The organism is Luteolibacter rhizosphaerae, assembly GCF_025950095.1.
Classification (GTDB): Bacteria; Verrucomicrobiota; Verrucomicrobiia; order Verrucomicrobiales; family Akkermansiaceae; genus Haloferula; species Haloferula rhizosphaerae.
Window position 1 is genome coordinate 141,312 of sequence record NZ_JAPDDR010000006.1, and the last position, 18,395, is coordinate 159,706.

Below are 18,395 nucleotides of genomic sequence, written 5' to 3' on the forward strand. Positions count from 1 at the left end.
AAATGAGCGGACTTAGACAAATCTTCCCCCGCCATGCGTCCGGGTCATGATGGGCGGCGCGAAGCGCGGACTGACAGCAGCGGATCTGGAGCGGATCCACGATGAGCATGTGACGGCCATGTACCGTCTCGGGCTGGCCCTGCTGCGCGATGAAGGCTCGGTTCGGGATGTTCTGCAGGACGTGTTTCTGAAACTCGCCGAGGGACGATTGAAGGATGCGAATATCTCGGACGAACGCGCCTATCTGCTGCGGATGGTCCGGCATGGCGCGCTCGACCGCCTGCGCCGCGACAAGGTCAGGCACGGACATACCGTGACCGCCGCGGAACAACTCTTCGAGCGATGCCCGGACCCGGATCGGGAAGCTTTCCGTCTCCAACTGGAACAGGCCCTGACCGGTCTTCCAGAAGAACAGCGCGAGGTCGTGGTCTTGAAGCTCTGGGAAGAGCGCACCTTCGATGAGATCGCCCGCATCTGCAGCATCCCGCCGAACACCGCCGCCAGCAGATACCGCTACGGCTTAGACAAACTCCGCGCACTCCTGCGTCCCGTATATGAAGAGCTTTGATCCCATGAACAGCGGTGGCGACAGCGATTTCGAACGTGAACTCCTCGGCATGGAGCTGCGTCGTCCGCCCGCGGAATGGAAGGCACTGCTGTTGCCCAAGCCGGTCCCTCCGCTGTTCACGAAACCCTTCCTGTTAGGTCTTGCCGCCTGTTGGGCCGCGAGTGCCGCGATCTACTTCTCCACCCCGGAGACGGAGCTTCCCGGTCCTCCTGTCCTGCTGCCGCCGCAGAACCTGCCGGAGATCCGGGACAATGTTCTCGCCTACCAACCGGAGAACATATGATGAAACGACTCTTGGCGAAGAAATGGTTCCGCATCTCGGTGCGGGTGTCGGTCGGCTGCCTGTCCCTGCTGGTGCTGGCGTGGATGTGGTTCAACTGGTGGGCAGCATCGCGCAAGCGTCTCGCCGTCGCGGCCGCGACCCATGCTGGGCTGTCTTTGAATCTGGAGGATTTCTCCAAGGACATGCCTCCGCCCGAGCAGAATTTTGCGCGGCAGGGTATCTTCAAACAGTGGGAGGACGCCTACGAACAATTCCGTCCGAATGTCCCGGCTTCACCCTCCAGCCCCCGCGGCATCTATGAATCTTTCGGGGATACCGTCTTTGGGTCCGTTTTTTTCAAGTCGAGGCGTGGTAACCCGAGAACCGCGAAGTTCTCCCGCTTTCCCGATGACAGTCCTTACGGGAAAACGGCGGAAAGCTTCCTGGCGGAGTATGATCGCCGGCATGGCACGGTTCTTGAAGAGCTTCGGGCTGGGTTTGCTTTGCCCTATGCACGGCGACCGTTCCTGCCTGCTGCGTTTTCCGGCGATGCCTCCACGCTGCCAAGTCTCTCCGAAGCATTCGGAATGAGGCTGCGATCGGTAAGCCAAGGCCTAGCCTTGCGGGCGGAAGCGGCTCTGGAAACCGGTGATTCGGCCAAGGCTGCGGAGAGCATCGAGATGATCTTGCGCCTCTCCGAGGCGATGGGCTCTCGCGGGATGTTCGTGTCCGGCCTGATGCAAGCAGTGGGAATTCGCACGGCTCTCATGCCTTTGGAGCGCGGCATCAGGGAGCATCGCTGGACCGCTGCCGACTTGGATCGGATCGAGGCGGCCCTCAGGCGCTTCGATATCCGGCGGACCATGGAACGCGCGATCAGGAGCGAAATTCTGATGGTGCATGCGGTGGAGCGCCTGAAGTCCGCGCCTCAACCGGGTCAACTGGGCGACCCGCGGGCGATACTTGAAGACTACGAAGGCGGTGATCTGTTAGAATGGTTGCTGGAGAGCAGGCCCCACTGGCTTCCGGACGGATTCTTCGATCTCAGCGAAGCCGTGATCTTGGAAACCACGCAGCAATCGTCTTCAGCGATCTCCTCCCTCCGTTTGGGTAAGGATTGGTGGAGCGCGGCGCAAGATCTCCGTCGTCAGGCGGAGCAGCGGTGGGGTCCGGGGAAACTGGCATCATCCTTCCCGGTTGGCGCCTTTGGATTGGAAGCCGCCGCTCACGGCACCGTGGAGATCCGCTTGGCTCTCGCGGCTTGTGCCTTGGAGAAATACAAGCTCCAGCACGGCATTTACCCGGAATCCTTGGACGCCATTGATTCCGAAGTGGCGACCGACCCCTTCCATGGCGTGCTGTTCCGATACTTCGTGAAGGACGATGCCTTTCGTCTCTACTCCCTCGGTCCGGACGGGATCGATGGCGGGGGCGTCTCCGCTCCCATGAAGAGCGACAAGACGCAGGACGATTGGGTCTGGTAAGACCGCGGCTTTTAGCGTTCCTCCCCGCCTACGAAGGTCTTCGAGACGCTGAAGTCATCGTCCAGCAGCACGAGATCCGCATGGTAGCCGCGCACGATCTTGCCAAAGCCTTCCCAGCCCAGCGAGCGCGCTTGGTTCCAGGAGCACACCTTGGTCAACTCGGCGAGCGGCAGCCCGGTGATGTGTGCCAAGTTCCTCAGCCCTTCGTTCATCTTGAGCGCGGATCCGGCCAGTGCACCGCCTTCCTTCAGACGGGCCACGCCATCTTCCACCGTCACGGCCAAGCCGCCTAATGAGGTCTCGCCATTTTCCATCCAGGAGGCCGCCATCGAATCGGTGATCATCATCAGCCGCTCGATCGGGATGGTAGTGAAGACCAGTCGCAGCATGTCCGGCGAGAGGTGGATGCCATCCGTGATCAATTCGATCATCAGCCGCTCATCCACCATCCCCGCACCCACCACGCCGATCTCGCGATGGTGCAGCGGCGTCATGGCATTGCCATAGTGGGTGAGATGGGTGAGGCCCGCGTCGCAGGCCGCGAAGATCTGAGCCGCGGTCGCGGCGGTATGCGCGGCGGAGCAGGTGATCCCCAGCGCCCGGCTCCCCTTGATCAGTTCGATCGCTCCCTTCATCTCCGGCGCGAGCGAGAGGATCGAAGCCGGCATGATCTCGTGCAGGTCTTCCAACTCGGCGAAGTCCGGTGCGCGCACGAACTGCGGGTTCTGCGCTCCGGCACGCTCCTTGTTGATGAAGGGGCCTTCCACATGCATCCCGGGGCAGCGCGTGAACTTCGCTTCCGCCGCGTACTTCGCGATCTTCCCGGCCACGGACTTCAGCCGCTCCTTCGGCAGCGTCAGTGTCGTCGGTAGCCAGGTGGTCACCCCCTCCTGCAACTTGCGCTTGCCGATGTGTTCGAGTGCTTCCAGCGAATCATCGCAGACGTCGGCACCATCGGCACCGTGGCTGTGGATATCGATGAAACCCGGCATCAGGAACCGTGAGTGCGCGTTGATCTTCTCATCCGCGGTTGGCAGGTTGTTGCCCTCGATGATCGCGGCGATCCGACCGTCTTCGATCAGCACGGCGGCATTGGGGAGATCGAGGTCCGGAGACACCACCCGGGCATTGTGGATGAGCGTGCGCATGTGTTAGACGGGAGAGATACGGGTGAGAACCTCTAGCTTCGCAGCGGATCTTTTGGCCAGCCGGGATTTTTGCGGAAACGCGCAGTGTTTGCGTGTCATCTGGGCCCCAAATGGCACCCGCGATCCCGGACTTGGCAGGAGCCGGGTTGCAGCTATGGGTGGTGGCATGCTTCGGAAGCTCTGGAAACCTCTCGGCCTGACCTCCTTCGTCTTTGCGCTCACCGGCTGCGGCGGGGGCCGCATCGAAGCATGGGAAAAGGCCACCGGCGACCGCTTCGGCACGCTTCAGGATAGTCCGGACCTTCTCGGGGTTACGATGCCGGTCCTTCGCGCCAAGGGGCTGGAGCAGGTCTGGGGCAATCCCAAGATCCGCCGCGACGGCGAGGGAGGATATCTGCTCACCTATGCCGACCCCAAGAAACCCTTCACCCGTCTGATGATCCACGGCATGGTCAAACCCCTGCCGAAGCTCTCCGAACCGCCGAAATTCGGCGGCGAGAAGATGGTCCGCGATACCCTGACCGGGTACGAGCAGGAGCAGGAGTGGCGTCAGGTGACGATCCTCGGGGAGAATGTCCGTTGGTTCCAAGAGTCCGCCTCTGGCGGCGCGGATGGTGCCTACTTCAGCACGGAGGGCTTCTCACTCAAGGCCTCGGACGGCCGCAAGGGCTACTACCGCCTTGTCGCCGAACATGGTGACGACGCAACCGCGGATGTCGCCCGCTGGTTCGGAAGTGTCTCATTCTGAGTGGTCCCGAAAATCGTCACCGGAGATTGACTGACAGACGGCGCGGGCCTGCTAGGCTTCTTCGCCCATGTCCGCATCCTCCGACTCCGAGGCCGTATTCTCCGGTGCCCGCGCAGCCTTGTTGGCTGCCTGCGATGAAATGGAGAGGCGGCTCCACGGGCTCGTGGATTCCCACGGCAAGGTCGCGGAGGAGATCCATCAGCTGCGGAAGCTGGGCAAGCGCCTGCGCGGCGCCCTAGCCATGGTTGGCGAGCCGAAGCCCTGTATCCGCTGGATCGCGGTGATAGGCCGCATGCTCGGCGGTTCCCGGGATTCCATGGTCCGGGCAAAAACATGGCGCTCGCTCGGGGTCGACTCCACTGCCTCCGGGGCCGTGGAAACCGCCATCCGCGATCTCCTTGATCTGGAGGCGGATGCCTCCATTCGCAAGCCGCCGGCGGGGGTGACCGAGTGGTCCCTTGCCGCCGTGAAGCAGGTGAAAGCCCGCATCGAATCCCAGTCGGACGCGGAGGTCGCCGTCAAGGCTGCGAAGGGCGCCGCCCTGCTCCGCCGCCGGCTCAAGCGCCGCCTGAAGAAGGCTCTTGATCGCGTGACCAACGAGGATTTCCACGATTGCCGCAAAGCCGCCAAGGCGTGGCTCGGCGGCCTTTCGATCGTCGCCGCTTCCCTCGCCGTTCCCGCCCAAGAGGAAACCGAGAAGCTTGCCGGGAATTTGGGCGACGAGAACGATCTCGAAGTTCTGGCCGTCTGGCTGGAGTCCCGCGGCTTTTCTCCGGCCACCGCGAAGACCCCGTGGAAGGTCCTCCGCAAGCGGCAAGAAAAGATCCGCCGCCGCTCCATCTCCCTTATCCGCAAGGACCTGCTCCCGGCCCTCACGGGTAAGGGGAAGGACTGACGCTTAACGTGTCGCGGCAGCGGTAGCCTTCGGTGCCTCGGCTCCGGCCAGTGCCGCCACCCGCTTCTGGTAAGCCATGCCGAAGCGATCAGTGGCCGTCACATGCTGCCAAGTGAGCTTCTTCTGCTCCTCCGTGCTGCGTGACATGGCCAGATACTCCTGCTCCTTGGCCGGGCGCAGGACCTCGCTGCGGCCCACGATCACGCGCACCTGCTTGTCCGGGGCGGGGGAGACTTCCAGCGGCAGGATCGCGGCGGTCTTAGCCTCCGGCACCACCCAGAAGACCCGCAGGCCATTGGCGCCGAAGTAGCTGGTCCACCACGTTTCCACCATCGCCTTCGCCTCGCTCTCCAGCAGTCCGGTGGCAGTCAGCCCCGCCACCATGTCGCGATAGACCTCCTCATTGAACTCGCCGTGGCCGAACAACTCTGCGGCATCCGGTTGCTCGGGATTACTGTGGCGCACGGTGAAGTCCTCCAGCTGCACCTCGCCGGTTTCATCGGCTTTCAGCCCGCTCTTCAGCGTCTTCCAGCGGGTGTAGGAGCCGAGTTGCTTCTCGTAGACGAAGAGGAAAGGGATCGCGCTGCCGGTCTGGTTCGAGAGCTTGAGGGTATCATCGCCGCCCACGGTGAGCTTCAGGCCCGGGTCGAAGTTCCCGATTCCCCGGTAGAAGAGGAAGCCTTCCTTCTCCTTGCCCACCTGCACCACGTTCGCTTCCGGCACCCGCGGCTGGGTCCAGTGCTGGGTTTCACCCGGTTTGAAGAGGATAGCCGCCCGCGATTCAGCCGGGGAAAGCACCCGCGCCTTCCATTCGATCGAGCCCTTCCAGCCCTTGGAGAAATCGATCCGCATCCGTTCCTGCCGCTGTTCGTAGGTCAGCTCCTCCGTTGTGGGCGGTGGCACCGGCAGCACCTCTCCGCCGCTGCGCTGGGGATACCACTGGCTGATCGTCCCGCCCGCAAAACCCACCTTCACCGTGGCGTCGAAGGCCTTGTCGGAGTGGAAGTAAATCACCGGGGTCTCCATCTTCACCGTCACCCCCGCGACCGGGCGGTTCATTCCTTTTCCAAAGCCGTTTTCCATCGAGACATTCCCGTTCGCCAGGCCCAGATGGGAGTGCGCGAAGTGGGGGAGGGGGGATTCCTCCCGCTCCAAGCCGGTCAGCAGCACGCCGTCCGAACCGGACACGGTGGTGAAGGTGCCCCATTCATGGAGAGTGTAGGCGGAGGCCTGCGCCGCCAAAAGGAGTAGAGCGGTAAACGTTTTCATAACATCCCACCATGATCGCATCTCGGAAGCCCGGGCAAGATCGGGCCGCCCGCTTTACGGAGAATTTACCCCGGCAGGATGCCCGCGAAAAGGATTTCCCATCCGCCGTCCCGGTGCTACCCATCGGCATCGTCCGCACGGAATCCATGAAACAACTCATCGCCCCCTTGCTCGCCCTCGCCGTTTTTTCCGGCGGAATCTCACGCGCCCAAGAGGAGGCCCGCCTGAAGATCGCGACCGTGGACATGCAGGCTCTCACCCAAGAGTACAACCGCACCAAGACCACCAAGGCGAAGATGGAGAAGGACATCGCCCGGGTGAAGGCGGACGGTGAGGAGCGCATGAAACATCTCCAGGAGCTTGCGAAGAGCCTGGAGGGCATGAAGAAGCAGATCGACGATCCGTCCATCGCGGAGAACAAGCGCCGCGAGCTGATGAATTCCCGCCAGCTCAAGGGCCAGGAACTCCAGAGCCTGCAGGCAGAACTCGAAGACTTCATGAAGCGCAAGGACCGCGCCGTGAAGGAGCAGATCATGGTCGATCTGAAGACCATCCTCGGTGAAATCCGCGACAAGGTGCAGAAGCACGCCGAATCCGAAGGCTACGACTACGTTCTCGACAAGGCCGGTGTCAGCACCTCGCAGGTGCCGATCCTCCTCTACACCAAGGACGCCACCGACATCACCGAGGTTCTGCTCAAGTCGATCAACGATGGCGTTCCCGGACCTGATGCCGCCGAGCCCGAAAAGAAGGAAGGCGAGTAATCACAGCCCTTATCCCCGTAAATTTCAAAGCGCCGCATCCTTCCGGGATGGGGCGCTTTTCCTTTCCGGCTTGTTCGCACCCGCCGATCAGGCCAGCGCACGCCGCGCCCGCACCGCCTCGGCGAAGCGGTCCAGCACGGATACCGTGTCGTCCCAGCCGATGCACGCGTCCGTCACGGACTGCCCGCGGGTCAGCTTGCTCAGATCCGGCACCAGCTTCTGGTTTCCTTCCACCAGGTTGGATTCCACCATGGTCGCCACCACCGTCTTGGAGCCTTCCTCGATCTGCTTGCAGAGGGCATTCGCCACCAGCGGCTGGTTGCGGTAGTCCTTCATCGAGTTGCCGTGGGAGCAGTCGATCATCACGTGCGGCGGCAGCTTCTGCTCGCGCAGCATCTTCTCCACCTCGGCCACCGGCTCCTTCTCGTAGTTCGGCCCGCTCTTCCCGCCGCGCAGGATGATGTGGCAGCTGTCGTTCCCCGTCGTCGAAACGATCGCGGACACGCCCTGCTTCGTAACGGACAGAAAATGGTGCGGTCGCGAGGAGGACTGGATCGCATCCAGTGCGATCTGGATCGAGCCGCCCGTGCCGTTCTTGAAGCCCACCGGCATCGACAGCCCGGAGGCCAGCTCACGATGCACCTGGCTCTCCGTCGTGCGGGCACCGATGGCACCCCAGGCGATAAGGTCCGCAATGTACTGCGGGGAAATCGTATCGAGGAACTCCGTCCCGGCCGGCACGCCCATGTTCGCCAGTTCCAGCAGCAGCCCGCGCGCGACCCGCAGGCCGTGGTTGATGTCGAAGGAATCGTCCAGCTTCGGATCGTTGATCAGGCCCTTCCAGCCCACCGTCGTGCGCGGCTTCTCGAAGTAGACCCGCATCACCACGAAGAGGTCTTCCTTCAGCCGCTCGGCCTCCGCCTTGATCAGCTTGCCGTATTCCAGCGCCGCTTCCGGATCGTGGATCGAGCAGGGGCCCACGATCACCAGCAGGCGGTCGTCTTCACCCTTCAGGATCGCATCGCACTGGGCCCGCGCCGCGGCCACCAGCTCGGAGGCTTCCTCGCTCACCGGCAGGAAATAGTTCAGGATCGCCGGGGAGATCAGGGGATTCAGTCCGGAGATGCGCAGGTCGTCGGTGCGGTGGCGGGTCACGCGCGGGGGGATAGGGGAAGAAGTAGCGAGTAGCAAGTAGCGAGTAGCGAGGGATTTAACCCACTCCGGCCTTGCCCGGGGGGAGCAGGAGGATCCTTACTTCCCGCCGGATGAAGAAAGAGCGAGCCGATGCCCTCCTCGTCGCCCGCGGACTCTGCGAGTCCCGCGAGCAGGCCAAGCGCCTCATTTTGGCCGGGGAAGTCCGCAGCGGCGACCGGCTCGTGGACAAGCCTAGCACCAAATTTCCGGAGGATGCCCCGCTGGATATCAAGGAGAAACCGAAATACGTCGGCCGCGGCGGCCTGAAGATGGAGGGCGCCCTCGCCGCCTTCGGCATCTCCCCGCAGAGCTGGACCTGCCTCGATATCGGCGCCTCCACCGGCGGCTTCACGGACTGCCTCCTCCAGCACGGCGCGGCCAAGGTCCACGCCATCGACGTCGGCACCAACCAGCTCGCCTACAAGCTCCGCACCGACCCCCGCGTCATCGTGAAGGAGCAGTTCAACGCCCGCGGACTGGAAGTCTCCACCCTCGGCGAGAAGGTCCGCCTCATCGTCATGGACCTCTCCTTCATCTCCCTCACCAAGATCCTCCCCGCTGCCTTCGGCGTGCTGGAGGAGGGCGGCTCCATCGTCTGCCTCATCAAGCCCCAGTTCGAGCTGGAGCGGGAAGACATCGGCAAGGGCGGCATCGTCCGCGACCCCGCCCTCCACGACCGCGCCGTGGAGAAGATCCGCATCTTCATCACGGAAGAACTCGGCCGCGAGTGGAAGGGCCTCATCGATTCCCCCATCACCGGCACCGACGGCAACCGCGAGTTCCTCGCCTGGCTCGCCTAAAAGTAGTCCGCACAGTCCCCTGTGCCGATGAAGCCACCCTTACCGCCCACCAAACCGACCAGCCCCCGCAACCAGCAGCAACCGCGCCCTCAGCCCCCCAGCTCATCCTTTGTCCCTCCCTTGGAATCGACACCTCTTGCCGGAACCCGATTCCGCCGTTAGAAGGGCGGTCATGAAGGTCGGCATCATCGCCAATACCGGCAAGCCCGAGGCTCGCGCCACCATCGAGCGCCTGAGCTCCGTCCTTGCCGCACGCGGCATCGCCACCCTTCTCGATGACGAATCCGCCGACTTCATGGGCCAGCCCGGCGGCCTTGATGGCCCCGCCCTCGCCGCCGCCTGCGAGGTCATCGCCGTCCTCGGCGGGGATGGCACCATGCTCAATGCCGTCGCCAAGCTCGGCCCCACCGAAAAAACCATCGCCGGCATCAATATCGGCACCCTCGGCTTCCTCACCAGCTGCACCGATGACGAGATCGAGCCCTTCGCGGAGGCCCTCATCAGCGGCAGCTACAAGACCAGCCGCCGCAGCCTCCTCACCGCCACCGTCATCGCGGCGGATGGCTCGCAGAGCCACTACCACGCGCTGAATGAAGTCGTCCTCGCCCGCGGTCAGACCGGCCGCCTCGTCTCCCTCTCTGCCTATGTCGATGGCGAGCTTCTGAACCACTACCGCGCGGACGGCCTCATCGTCGCCACCCCCACCGGCTCCACGGCCTACTCGCTCTCCGCCGGCGGGCCGCTCATCAGCCCCGGTGCCGCAGCCACCGTCATCACCCCCATCTGCCCGCACACCCTCAGCCAGCGTTCCCTCATCATCGGGGATGACGCCCTCGTCGAGCTCACCCCGGAGAATGCCGATGAAGCGCCCATGATCTTCACCGTCGATGGCCGCGACATCGTCACCATCCACCACGGCGACCGCATCCAGGTCCGCAAGGCCGGCCACGCCCTCAATCTCCTCCGCCTCCAAGGCCACTCCTTCTACGCCGCCCTCCGCCAAAAGCTCAACTGGCGCGGCGGTTGAGAGCTTGGAGCGGTCAGCGGAGAGCAGGGAGCTAGAATGTCCTCTTCTTTAGCTCTGGGCTCTTCGCTCCCACCTCTCCGCTCGCTTGACCGCCCCCGCCGCCGATTCCGCAGCATCCACCCTCTTTTCCGCCCGTCGCGGAAATCCCATTGCCGCCCGCCGGGGCATCCGCTGGAGTGCTGCCCATGCGTTACGATCCGATCGACCCGCAGCTCTTCGTCCGCAACCGGGAAAAGCTCCGCGCCCTGCTCCAGCCGAACAGCATCGTCATCGTCCTCGCCAATGACATCTTCCCGACCAATGCGGACGGGACCATGCCCTTCAAGCAGAACGCCGACCTCTTCTACCTCACCGGCGTCGATCAGGAAGACACCGTCCTCGTCCTCATGCCGGACGCGAAGGACCCGAAGGAGCGCGAGATCCTCTTCGTGAAGGAGACCAGCGAGCACATCGCCATCTGGGAAGGCGAGAAGCTCACCAAGGATCAGGCCAAGACGAACACCGGCATCGACCGCGTCGAGTGGTTCAGCTCCTTCGAGTCCTGGATCCACCGCCTCGTCCCGCAGGCCGATCACATCTACCTCGCCACGAACGAGCATCTTCGCGCCACCACCGTCACGGAGACCGCGAACGACCGCTTCATCAAGAAGTGCCAGGCCCGCTACCCGCTGCACCGCTACGAGCGCCTCGCGCCGCTCATGCACCGCCTCCGCATCACGAAGGACCCGGTGGAAGTCGATATCATCCAGAAGGCCTGCAAAATCACCGAGGCTGGCTTCCGCCGCCTGCTCGGCTTTGTGAAGCCCGGCGTCGGCGAGTGGGAGGTCGAGGCCGAGCTCCTGCACGAGTTCGTGCGCCGCGGCTCCCGCGGTTTCGCCTACACCCCCATCATCGGCAGCGGGAAGAACGCCTGCGTCCTTCACTACATCGACAACGACAAGGTCTGCCAGGACGGCGACATGCTCTTGTTAGACGTGGCCGCCGAGTATGCCGGCTGGGCCTCCGACCTCACCCGCACCATCCCCGTCAACGGGCGCTTCACCGAGCGCCAGCGGGACGTGTACAATTCCGTCCTCCGCGTCTTCCGCGGCGCGAACGAGATCCTCCGCCCCGGCAACACGCCGATGGAGTATCAGAAGCAGGTCATCGAGCTCATGGAAGCGGAGCTCGTGAACCTCGGCCTCATCAGCGCGAAGGAAGCCAAGGAGCAAGGCCCGGACAAAGCCCTCGTGAAGAAGTACTTCATGCATGGTACTTCCCACCACATGGGCCTTGATGTCCACGACGTCGCCCCGCCGCACGAACCCTTCGCCGAAGGCATGGTCTTCACCATCGAGCCCGGCATCTACATCCGCGAGGAAGGTCTTGGCATCCGCATCGAGAACGACGTCGTCATCGGACCGAAGAGCAACTTCGACCTCATGGCCGACATCCCCATCGAAGCCGACGAGATCGAGGAGCTGATGAATAAGTGAGGCTCATCCCCTGGGAGCGCGGAACTCCGGCTTTGCGGAGTGGTCCGAGACGAACCTTCTTCCTTTCTCGGACAAGCTCTGGCCCGCAGAAGCACCTGTGACTCTTGATGCATCATCAGGGCTGATAGCACGCGCTCGGCCCGATGTGTCGCACTCTATTTGCTCCAAGCCTTCACCCCGCCATGTCGCGTCCTACAGGGACGCCTCGTGCACGGCGCGCTCCGCCCCTCAAGGAATCTCAAAAGGCAGGGACCCGCCCTCCGAGCGGTCCGGCTTCTGGCGCTCCGTCTTCACCCAGCCACATCCGGACTCGCCCTAACATCTTCTAGGGCCAAGGTCCGAATCACTCTCCAGCCCCGGCAGGGGCGACAGATATTAGCCGGTGCGCGTAAGCCACCGGTAAAGTCCGCCAAATACCCCAAGCCCCGGCAGGGGCGAAAGAGCATCGTCTCGTGTCACCCCTTCTTGCGCGACACCAAGAAACAAATGATCCCCGCCCAACCCATCGCCATCGATGCGGTCGAGGAAAGTGTGATGACCCGCCGCAGTCGCTCCAGCTCCCTGGACTGATAGTCCGCCGCCTGAGCCAACTCCGCGGCAAATCGCGGACCGTTCCGATCGAGATCCGTAGACTCTTCGCTCACCAATCGACGTAGCAAGTTCGCCTCGGGGGGGCTCACCATATAGAGGCTCATGGCACCGACGAATCCGGTCGCCAGACAGCCGATCGAGATCATGAGAAGGATCTTCTTCAAAGTTAGCCGTGGTTCCGGTTCAAGCTGTCTACACGTGAGCATCCTACGGGGCAATCTGCTCCCTTCTTGACCGCAGTTGTTCACGCGTCTGCTCCGAGACTGCATCAAGTTCGAGAAGCTGATCGATTCTTTCCCGGTAACGTGCGCGTTCCGCAAGCGACAGGACAATCTCTTGAACCTCATTTGCATCTTCAATCATGGCGAGGAGATCCTTTTCCAAGGGGCCGACTCCTTCTTGAATCATTTCTTGGACGATCTCGCTCTTCCCGAAATGGGCTGGCTGCCATTCTTTGAGCCAACGAAGGGAAGCTTCCGGATCTTCGATCATCCATGGATGTAGAGCGGCGGCATAGCCGCTGGATAGACTCGGATGTCCGGAGTCACTTTTGATTTCTGAGCCCGGGAGCGACTTGTGGATCTGGTCCAGCCATGAGATCGCAGCGGTGGGATCATGCTTTGCCCACGACGATACGAAAGCGCTTGCTGCGAGTGATAGCGTTCCGTCCTTCAAAATCCCCGACTCGGATTGAGCAAGATGCTCGCGGACTTCCTCCCAATTCGTTCCGGCAGGGAGGGCTCTGAAGTAGTTCAGTTCCAGATGCGAACGTGGAACCTCGCATTCCAACTGCTGGATCATATCCCACGTGCCACTTGAATCTCCTTCGGTGGCTCCACGGATCAGGGTTAGGATGTTATTCCCCGGCGAGAGTAGCTCCTGTTCCTCACCGGACCGGCCCTTCAAGTGCTTTTTCCAAAAACGGAGCGAGGCCACGGGATCCGATTGTGCAACCCCCTCAAGCATCTCGCCGTATCGTCGAGACTTCTCGGTCTGGCTTTGGAAGCTTTGGTAAAGCTCCTTGGTTAATACTTCCTCCGGAGCGAGCAGCCCATACCGCCGGTCCAGCAAGGAGAGAATGGCTTTCGCTTCCGAGAAGCCTTCTCCTTTCATTCCTGACTTCTCAAGTAGGGAGGAATCCTCTCGCAACCTACGGACAGCCTCGAGGTCCAACGCGTTGACCAGTCGCTTGAGTCTCCGAATCTCATGGAGAACCTGAACATTATCGAAGTCGCCGTCGTATGCGGCGGAGCCTGCTAGACGCCGTAGTTCCTTCTCCGCTTCAGCGGGACTCGGATTATCAAGCCGCTTGCGGGTTCGTTTAGTTTGGGCGGGATTTGCCGGGACTACGTTCTCTGTTGGGCTGACTGAGGATATTCCTCCGCCCTTGCTCGGAGATTCTGAGCCCTGCCTGTTGAGGGAGAAATAGGCAGCCACTCCTAGAATTGCGGCTACTCCTGTCGCTGCTGCAATGCTCTTATAACCGTTCATAGCCATCAAGGTCGAGAGACGCCTTCACCGCGCCAAGAAACGCAATCGCTTCGACTCCAAGCCGCATCGCGGGCCTTGGCTCTTGATCGGAATCGACAGTCCACCATAGCGCAAGCCCGCATGAGATCCCCGGCCGCTCCGAAACGAGCCGGAACTTCTCCACATGCGGATAGAGGGTCCGCATGAACTCCTCGATTGCTTCGGTAAAGGATCCCTCCGTCGATGGATTCTCACTCGAGAGCGACCAACTGGACGTGTTGTTGGGGGAGCTCTTCCGACGAGTGCTCGACGGAAGAACTCCTGTAAACGCGGTGATCTCATCGGGATCGAGCCCGTCACCGAAGAACTCGAAATGGATCTGTAGGGAATCCGCCATGTAACTCCTTCGTCACTTCGTCTTATCCGGCCGCTCCGGAGCTTCCGGCACCGGCCGCGGATCCTTCGCGATCAAATCCTGCAAATGCTTCACCGCCGCCTCTAGCTGCGCGTCTTTCCCATCAAAAGTCTCCCGCGGCGTGTTATCGACCACCTCATCCGGCTGAATGCCCGTGCCTTCAATGAGCCACTGACCCTCCGGCCCATACACCCCGATTTCCGCCGCGGTGCACATGCCGTTATCCACCAGCCATCGCTGGGTGTTCAGCCAGATCTGCCCGCCCCAAGTCCGTGTGCCGATGACCTTGCCGATACCGAGGCGGCGGAAGCCTTCCGAGAACGCCTCGCCATCGCTCGCCGTCCACTCGTTGCACAGCACCGTCACATGCCCGCGGAAAGCGTACTGCATGTTCGAGTAACTCTGTCCCGCCCGCGGCGACCAATGGAACCACGCCTTCCGCAGCAAGCGCCCGAGGATCCACGAATCCGTGTTCCCGCCGCGGTTGTGGCGCACATCGATGATCAAACCCTGACGGTCGAACACCGGATAGAATTCCCGCGCCCATTCAATGATGCTCTCCGGCCCCATCGCGCGCAGATGAACATAACCGATCCGCCCGTGACCCAGCCGTTCCGTTTCCAAGCGGCGGCTATACTCCCACGAGGAATAACGCAGATCCGCCGCCTGCTCCGGAGCCAGCGGGCGCACCAGCACGTTCCGACGCACCCCGCCTTCCTGCGCCAGCACATCGAGCAGCACCTGCTGCCCCGCCTTCTGCTCTAACAGCTCCTGCGGATGCGCCAGCGGTCGCAGGTCGCGACCGTTGATCGCCACGATCACATCGCCCTTCTTGATCGCCACCCCGGGGCGGGCGAGGGGGCTTTTCTCGCCGGGATAGTCCGGATCGGTCGCATAGACCTCCTCCACCTTCCAGCCGCCGGAGACCGCATCGCGCGAGAAGCGTCCGCCGAGCAGCGAGGGCTGGATCGAGTCCGGTCCCTCGCGCAGGTCGCCGAAGCGCACGTAGATGTGCAGCGCGCTCAGCTCGCTGGACATCTCGTGCATGATGTCGCTCAGGTCCGCACGGTCCGCCACCCGCTCCACCAGCGGCGCATACTTCTCTCGCACCGCCACCCAATCCAGCCCGTGCATCTTCGGGTCGTAGAAGAAGTCGCGCAGCATCCGCCAAGACTCGCGGTAGATCTGCCGCCACTCCTCGCGCGGATCGAGCTCGAAGGTCCAGCCACCCAGCGGCACCGCCTTCTCCAGCTTCGCCGGGGCCTCGCCCGCCACATCCACCACGTGGAAGCTCTCGCCCTTGCGCAGCGCCAGCTTCTTGCCATCCAGCGAAAGCTCCCAGCCGTTCGGATCATCCATTAGCAGCTTCGGCTTCGGATCCTCGTGCCCGATATCCAGACGCATCAGCCGTGGTTTCGTCTCGTGGCCCGGGGCCTGCATCATGAAGAGCAGGTGCTTCGGCGTCGCCACCAGCTCCCAGAGATTGCCGGAGATCCCGGGCACCTCGTAGAGGCGATCCGCCAGGCCTTCCTCCTCGATCTTCACCTCGGTCACCGGTGGCTTCGGCTCCTCCTTCTTCTCGCCGTTGGTCTCCGGCTTCTTCTCATCCACCGTCAGTTCGTCCGGCGGGGTGAAGGGGAAGCGCCCGTTCTTCTGCAGCGCCAGTGCGTAGATCCGCGTGCTCTCCGTGAAGAAAGGCTCCGGCTGCCGCGGTCCCCACGGCGATTTGACCAGCGACTTCAGTGTGCGGTCGCTCAGGAAGTAGAGCCACTTGCCATCCGCCGACCATGCCGGCGAGCCGCTCAGGGTGCGCTCGGTGGTGGCATCGATGATCTTGCCGTCCGTCACGTGATAGAGCCGGATCTTGCGGAAGGTGTTCGCGGTCGGCTCCACGAAGGCCAGCCACTTGCTATCCGGCGACCACACGAGGTCATCGAAACCGCGGCTCGGCGAGGTGCTGATCTTTACCGTCTGCTTCGCCTCCAGATCTCGCACCCACAGCTCCAGATTCTTGTCCTGCCAGGCCACCCGCTTGCCATCGGGGGAGGGGATCGGTGCGAAGCGGAAGATCGTGCCGTCCTGCGTGAGCAGTTCGGACTCGCCCACGCCGTTCGCGGGCAGCTTCACCATCTCGATCTCGCCGGTCTCGTCCGTCTGCGCGACCAGCGATTTGCCATCCGGCAGGAAGCGCGCTTCGCGATAGCGCACGCCCGGCTTGCGCGGCACCTCCACCAGGCGACCGCCCGGTTTGGTCGGCGCCACGAAGACGCTGCCGCGTGCCGTCAGCACCAGCCGGTCACCATCCGGCGAGACGCTGAAGTTGGTGAGATAGTCGAAGGGCTTCTTCACCCAGCGGTCGCGCATCTGGTCGAAGTCCGAGGGCAGGGTGATCGCGATCTCGCGGTCGCTGCCGTCCTTCAGGTCGTAGATTCGCACCGAGCCCGCCTGCTGATAGACCACTCGGCCTTGGCTCAGCTCTCCGTTCCGCACGTCGAAGCCGTCGTGCTTCGTGAGCTGCTTGCGATCCGCGCCTTCCGGCGTCATCGACCACAGGTTCATCGTGCCGGATTGGTCGCAGAGGAAGTACACGCGCCCCTCCCACCACATCGGGTTCTTGGAGGTGCCGCGATAGTCGCCCAGCAGCGGCTGCGCCTCCGGCGTGCCTTCATCGTAGCGCCAGAGATTCTGAACCGTGCCGCCCTCGTAGCGTTTCGTGCTGCTGCCTTGGAAGGGCAGGCGGGTGAAGAAGAGCCGCTTGCCGGTGTCGTCCGTCGCGCCCTCGCTCGCCTGCGCCAGTGGCAGCAGGGTTTCCACCCCGCTGCTCGGATCGATCGCCACAAGCTGCTCGTTCGGCAGCGTCGAGTGCGCGCGCGTGCTGCAGAGCACCTTGCCATCGCGGGTCCACCCCACCGGAATGGCACCCTCGCCATACCAGGTCAGCCGCTTTGGCAGGCCGCCGGCCAGCGGCATCACATAGACCTCCTGCGGTCCCTCATATTGTGCGGAAAAGGCCACCTGCGTGCCTTCGGGAGAAATCGTCGCCGCGAACTCCACGCCGGGGTGCGAGCTCAGCCGCTGCGCCGCACCGCCCGCCGCAGGCACCTTCCACAAGTCGCCCTCAGCAGTGAAAACCACCGTCTCCGCGTGGATCGCCGGGTGGCGGTAGAATCCCGGCGCGGCCAGCGCACCCGATGTTAGAGCCAGCAGGAGAAGAAGAGCACGGCGATTCAGCATGCCGCACGCTTGCAAGAAAGCGCCCCCCACCGCAATAGTAGGAGCGCTCCATCAGCGCTTCCCATGATGATTTTCCAGCGCCTCCGCCCCGGTTTGATCGCTCTGGCGCTCGCCATCCTGCTGCCCGCCTGCTCCAGCATCGACCGGTCGCACCGTTCGGAGAACTCGCGCTATCTTCCGGGGCCACCTGCGAAGCTGCAGACACCAGTGTATATTCTGAACGATGACGCGGGCCGCAGGGTCGATCTCGTCGGCGCGGTGCATATCGGGGACAAGTCCTACTACCAGGCTCTCAACCGCCGCTTTCGTGACTATGATGCGGTGCTGGTCGAGGGCGTGGGCGATCCGGGCAAAAGGAAAAAGGGCAGCCCGGGATCCGAGGGCTTCAGGAGTTTGGTTCACCAGGATTTCCGGATGTCCTTCCAAGGCGAGGAGATCGATTACGGTCGTCCCAATATCGTCCATGCCGACTTCACCAACGCCGCATACGCTGCCGCCCGCAAGCAGCACGGGCTCGGCGACAGGACGAGTGAGCCCGGCAACGAAGCCGTGGTGATGATGCGGCTTCGAATCATCGACTGGGGCGTCTCGAAAGTTCAGCGCGCCTCCGCCGTGAGCGTTCATGCTTCCGCGCAGAAATTCCCCGGCGGTAAGGCGGACTATCAGGTCGATGTGGTGGAGCGGGAGCGCATCGCCCTTGATGTCCTCGAGCGCCAGCTCGCGGCCGGAAAGCGGAATCTGTGCATCTTCTACGGCTCCGGCCACCTGCCGACCCTGCGCGATAAGCTTCTTGATCGGGGCTGGAAACTGGAAGGCGTCGAGTGGCTCGATGCTTGGGTGATCCCCCACGAACTCTGAGTCAGCCCTGCTTGGGTGGCGGGCTGGACCTATCATCGATAGAACCGATGTTTGCATCGGCTTTACCGATTCTGTGGAAAGCGGGTGATCGGCGCATGCTCCCCGGCACCATGAATCGCCGTGATCTCATCTCAAGTGTTGCTAAAACAGCATTTTAGGTTGACCTCGCGACCCTTTAAATGTTGGTTTTCCA

At 62.8% G+C, this 18,395-nt stretch carries 17 protein-coding genes; 10 read left to right on the plus strand and 7 right to left on the minus strand.

Annotated features, from left to right (window positions below; all coding sequences use genetic code 11):
• The first annotated feature begins 46 nt into the window (after positions 1-46).
• Genes OJ996_RS12820 through OJ996_RS12830 form a run of 3 tightly spaced genes read left to right on the plus strand, consistent with a single transcriptional unit; the run spans position 47 to position 2,314 of the window.
• Positions 47-568 carry an RNA polymerase sigma factor gene (locus OJ996_RS12820; RefSeq protein ID WP_264513994.1) on the plus strand — a complete coding sequence of 174 codons (522 nt, stop codon included), beginning with the start codon at positions 47-49 and terminating at the stop codon, positions 566-568.
• Positions 555-851: a hypothetical protein gene (locus tag OJ996_RS12825; RefSeq protein WP_264513995.1), complete on the plus strand. Its 297-nt coding sequence runs from the start codon at positions 555-557 to the stop codon at positions 849-851. Before OJ996_RS12820 ends, OJ996_RS12825 begins: the two co-directional genes overlap by 14 nt.
• Positions 851-2,314, plus strand: coding sequence for a hypothetical protein (locus tag OJ996_RS12830; RefSeq protein ID WP_264513996.1), 1,464 nt, complete (start codon positions 851-853; stop codon positions 2,312-2,314). Before OJ996_RS12825 ends, OJ996_RS12830 begins: the two co-directional genes overlap by 1 nt.
• A gap of 11 nt (positions 2,315-2,325) precedes the next feature.
• On the opposite strand, the gene nagA is transcribed toward OJ996_RS12830, so the two are convergent.
• The gene (nagA, locus tag OJ996_RS12835; RefSeq protein ID WP_264513997.1) at positions 2,326-3,462 is read right to left on the minus strand and encodes an N-acetylglucosamine-6-phosphate deacetylase; all 1,137 of its coding nucleotides are present in this window, start codon (positions 3,460-3,462) and stop codon (positions 2,326-2,328) included.
• A 166-nt stretch (positions 3,463-3,628) separates the two neighbouring features.
• Between nagA and OJ996_RS12840 the strand changes: the two genes are divergently transcribed.
• Entirely contained in the window at positions 3,629-4,210 is a 582-nt protein-coding gene (locus tag OJ996_RS12840; protein ID WP_264513998.1) for a hypothetical protein, read from the plus strand.
• 67 nt (positions 4,211-4,277) lie between these two features.
• Positions 4,278-5,105: a CHAD domain-containing protein gene (locus tag OJ996_RS12845; RefSeq protein ID WP_264513999.1), complete on the plus strand. Its 828-nt coding sequence runs from the start codon at positions 4,278-4,280 to the stop codon at positions 5,103-5,105.
• A gap of 3 nt (positions 5,106-5,108) precedes the next feature.
• Here OJ996_RS12845 and OJ996_RS12850 read toward each other — a convergent pair whose 3' ends face one another.
• Positions 5,109-6,374: a hypothetical protein gene (locus tag OJ996_RS12850; protein ID WP_264514000.1), complete on the minus strand. Its 1,266-nt coding sequence runs from the start codon at positions 6,372-6,374 to the stop codon at positions 5,109-5,111.
• 146 nt (positions 6,375-6,520) lie between these two features.
• Between OJ996_RS12850 and OJ996_RS12855 the strand changes: the two genes are divergently transcribed.
• Positions 6,521-7,138 carry an OmpH/Skp family outer membrane protein gene (locus OJ996_RS12855; RefSeq protein ID WP_264514001.1) on the plus strand — a complete coding sequence of 206 codons (618 nt, stop codon included), beginning with the start codon at positions 6,521-6,523 and terminating at the stop codon, positions 7,136-7,138.
• 87 nt (positions 7,139-7,225) lie between these two features.
• Here OJ996_RS12855 and OJ996_RS12860 read toward each other — a convergent pair whose 3' ends face one another.
• Positions 7,226-8,293: a 3-deoxy-7-phosphoheptulonate synthase gene (locus OJ996_RS12860; protein ID WP_264514003.1), complete on the minus strand. Its 1,068-nt coding sequence runs from the start codon at positions 8,291-8,293 to the stop codon at positions 7,226-7,228.
• Positions 8,294-8,403: 110 nt separating this feature from the next.
• Between OJ996_RS12860 and OJ996_RS12865 the strand changes: the two genes are divergently transcribed.
• From OJ996_RS12865 to OJ996_RS12875, 3 genes are all read left to right on the plus strand, one after another.
• Positions 8,404-9,132: a TlyA family RNA methyltransferase gene (locus OJ996_RS12865; protein WP_264514004.1), complete on the plus strand. Its 729-nt coding sequence runs from the start codon at positions 8,404-8,406 to the stop codon at positions 9,130-9,132.
• Positions 9,133-9,304: 172 nt separating this feature from the next.
• Positions 9,305-10,159 (plus strand): NAD(+)/NADH kinase, encoded by an 855-nt coding sequence (locus OJ996_RS12870; protein ID WP_264514005.1) that lies wholly within the window; start codon positions 9,305-9,307, stop codon positions 10,157-10,159.
• 185 nt (positions 10,160-10,344) lie between these two features.
• Entirely contained in the window at positions 10,345-11,634 is a 1,290-nt protein-coding gene (locus tag OJ996_RS12875) for an aminopeptidase P N-terminal domain-containing protein (protein WP_264514006.1), read from the plus strand.
• 455 nt (positions 11,635-12,089) lie between these two features.
• Here OJ996_RS12875 and OJ996_RS12880 read toward each other — a convergent pair whose 3' ends face one another.
• From OJ996_RS12880 to OJ996_RS12890, 4 genes are all read right to left on the minus strand, one after another.
• Positions 12,090-12,371, minus strand: a complete 282-nt coding sequence (locus OJ996_RS12880; RefSeq protein ID WP_264514007.1) for a hypothetical protein — start codon at positions 12,369-12,371, stop codon at positions 12,090-12,092.
• Positions 12,372-12,432: 61 nt separating this feature from the next.
• The gene (locus tag OJ996_RS12885) at positions 12,433-13,716 is read right to left on the minus strand and encodes a hypothetical protein (protein ID WP_264514008.1); all 1,284 of its coding nucleotides are present in this window, start codon (positions 13,714-13,716) and stop codon (positions 12,433-12,435) included.
• Entirely contained in the window at positions 13,703-14,092 is a 390-nt protein-coding gene (locus tag OJ996_RS26570) for a DUF4279 domain-containing protein (RefSeq protein ID WP_425605562.1), read from the minus strand. The genes OJ996_RS12885 and OJ996_RS26570 overlap by 14 nt, the downstream gene beginning before the upstream one ends.
• A 12-nt stretch (positions 14,093-14,104) precedes the next feature.
• Positions 14,105-17,344: a S41 family peptidase gene (locus OJ996_RS12890; RefSeq protein WP_264514009.1), complete on the minus strand. Its 3,240-nt coding sequence runs from the start codon at positions 17,342-17,344 to the stop codon at positions 14,105-14,107.
• Between the two features lie 66 nt (positions 17,345-17,410).
• On the opposite strand from OJ996_RS12890, the gene OJ996_RS12895 reads away from it, so the two are divergent.
• Positions 17,411-18,202 (plus strand): hypothetical protein, encoded by a 792-nt coding sequence (locus tag OJ996_RS12895; protein ID WP_264514010.1) that lies wholly within the window; start codon positions 17,411-17,413, stop codon positions 18,200-18,202.
• Positions 18,203-18,395: the final 193 nt, after the last annotated feature.

Excerpts from the sequence above, each read along its gene's own strand:
- OJ996_RS26570 (WP_425605562.1), bottom strand. The coding sequence starts at position 14,092 with ATGGCGGATTCCCTACAGATCCATTTCGAGTTCTTCGGTGACGGGCTC.
- OJ996_RS12850 (WP_264514000.1), bottom strand. The coding sequence starts at position 6,374 with ATGAAAACGTTTACCGCTCTACTCCTTTTGGCGGCGCAGGCCTCCGCC.
- OJ996_RS12875 (WP_264514006.1), top strand. The coding sequence starts at position 10,345 with ATGCGTTACGATCCGATCGACCCGCAGCTCTTCGTCCGCAACCGGGAA.
- OJ996_RS12840 (WP_264513998.1), top strand. The coding sequence starts at position 3,629 with ATGCTTCGGAAGCTCTGGAAACCTCTCGGCCTGACCTCCTTCGTCTTT.
- OJ996_RS12870 (WP_264514005.1), top strand. The coding sequence starts at position 9,305 with ATGAAGGTCGGCATCATCGCCAATACCGGCAAGCCCGAGGCTCGCGCC.
- nagA (WP_264513997.1), bottom strand. The coding sequence starts at position 3,462 with ATGCGCACGCTCATCCACAATGCCCGGGTGGTGTCTCCGGACCTCGAT.
- OJ996_RS12865 (WP_264514004.1), top strand. The coding sequence starts at position 8,404 with ATGAAGAAAGAGCGAGCCGATGCCCTCCTCGTCGCCCGCGGACTCTGC.
- OJ996_RS12830 (WP_264513996.1), top strand. The coding sequence starts at position 851 with ATGAAACGACTCTTGGCGAAGAAATGGTTCCGCATCTCGGTGCGGGTG.
- OJ996_RS12845 (WP_264513999.1), top strand. The coding sequence starts at position 4,278 with ATGTCCGCATCCTCCGACTCCGAGGCCGTATTCTCCGGTGCCCGCGCA.
- OJ996_RS12885 (WP_264514008.1), bottom strand. The coding sequence starts at position 13,716 with ATGAACGGTTATAAGAGCATTGCAGCAGCGACAGGAGTAGCCGCAATT.
- OJ996_RS12880 (WP_264514007.1), bottom strand. The coding sequence starts at position 12,371 with ATGATCTCGATCGGCTGTCTGGCGACCGGATTCGTCGGTGCCATGAGC.
- OJ996_RS12855 (WP_264514001.1), top strand. The coding sequence starts at position 6,521 with ATGAAACAACTCATCGCCCCCTTGCTCGCCCTCGCCGTTTTTTCCGGC.
- OJ996_RS12825 (WP_264513995.1), top strand. The coding sequence starts at position 555 with ATGAAGAGCTTTGATCCCATGAACAGCGGTGGCGACAGCGATTTCGAA.
- OJ996_RS12895 (WP_264514010.1), top strand. The coding sequence starts at position 17,411 with ATGATTTTCCAGCGCCTCCGCCCCGGTTTGATCGCTCTGGCGCTCGCC.
- OJ996_RS12890 (WP_264514009.1), bottom strand. The coding sequence starts at position 17,344 with ATGCTGAATCGCCGTGCTCTTCTTCTCCTGCTGGCTCTAACATCGGGT.
- OJ996_RS12820 (WP_264513994.1), top strand. The coding sequence starts at position 47 with ATGATGGGCGGCGCGAAGCGCGGACTGACAGCAGCGGATCTGGAGCGG.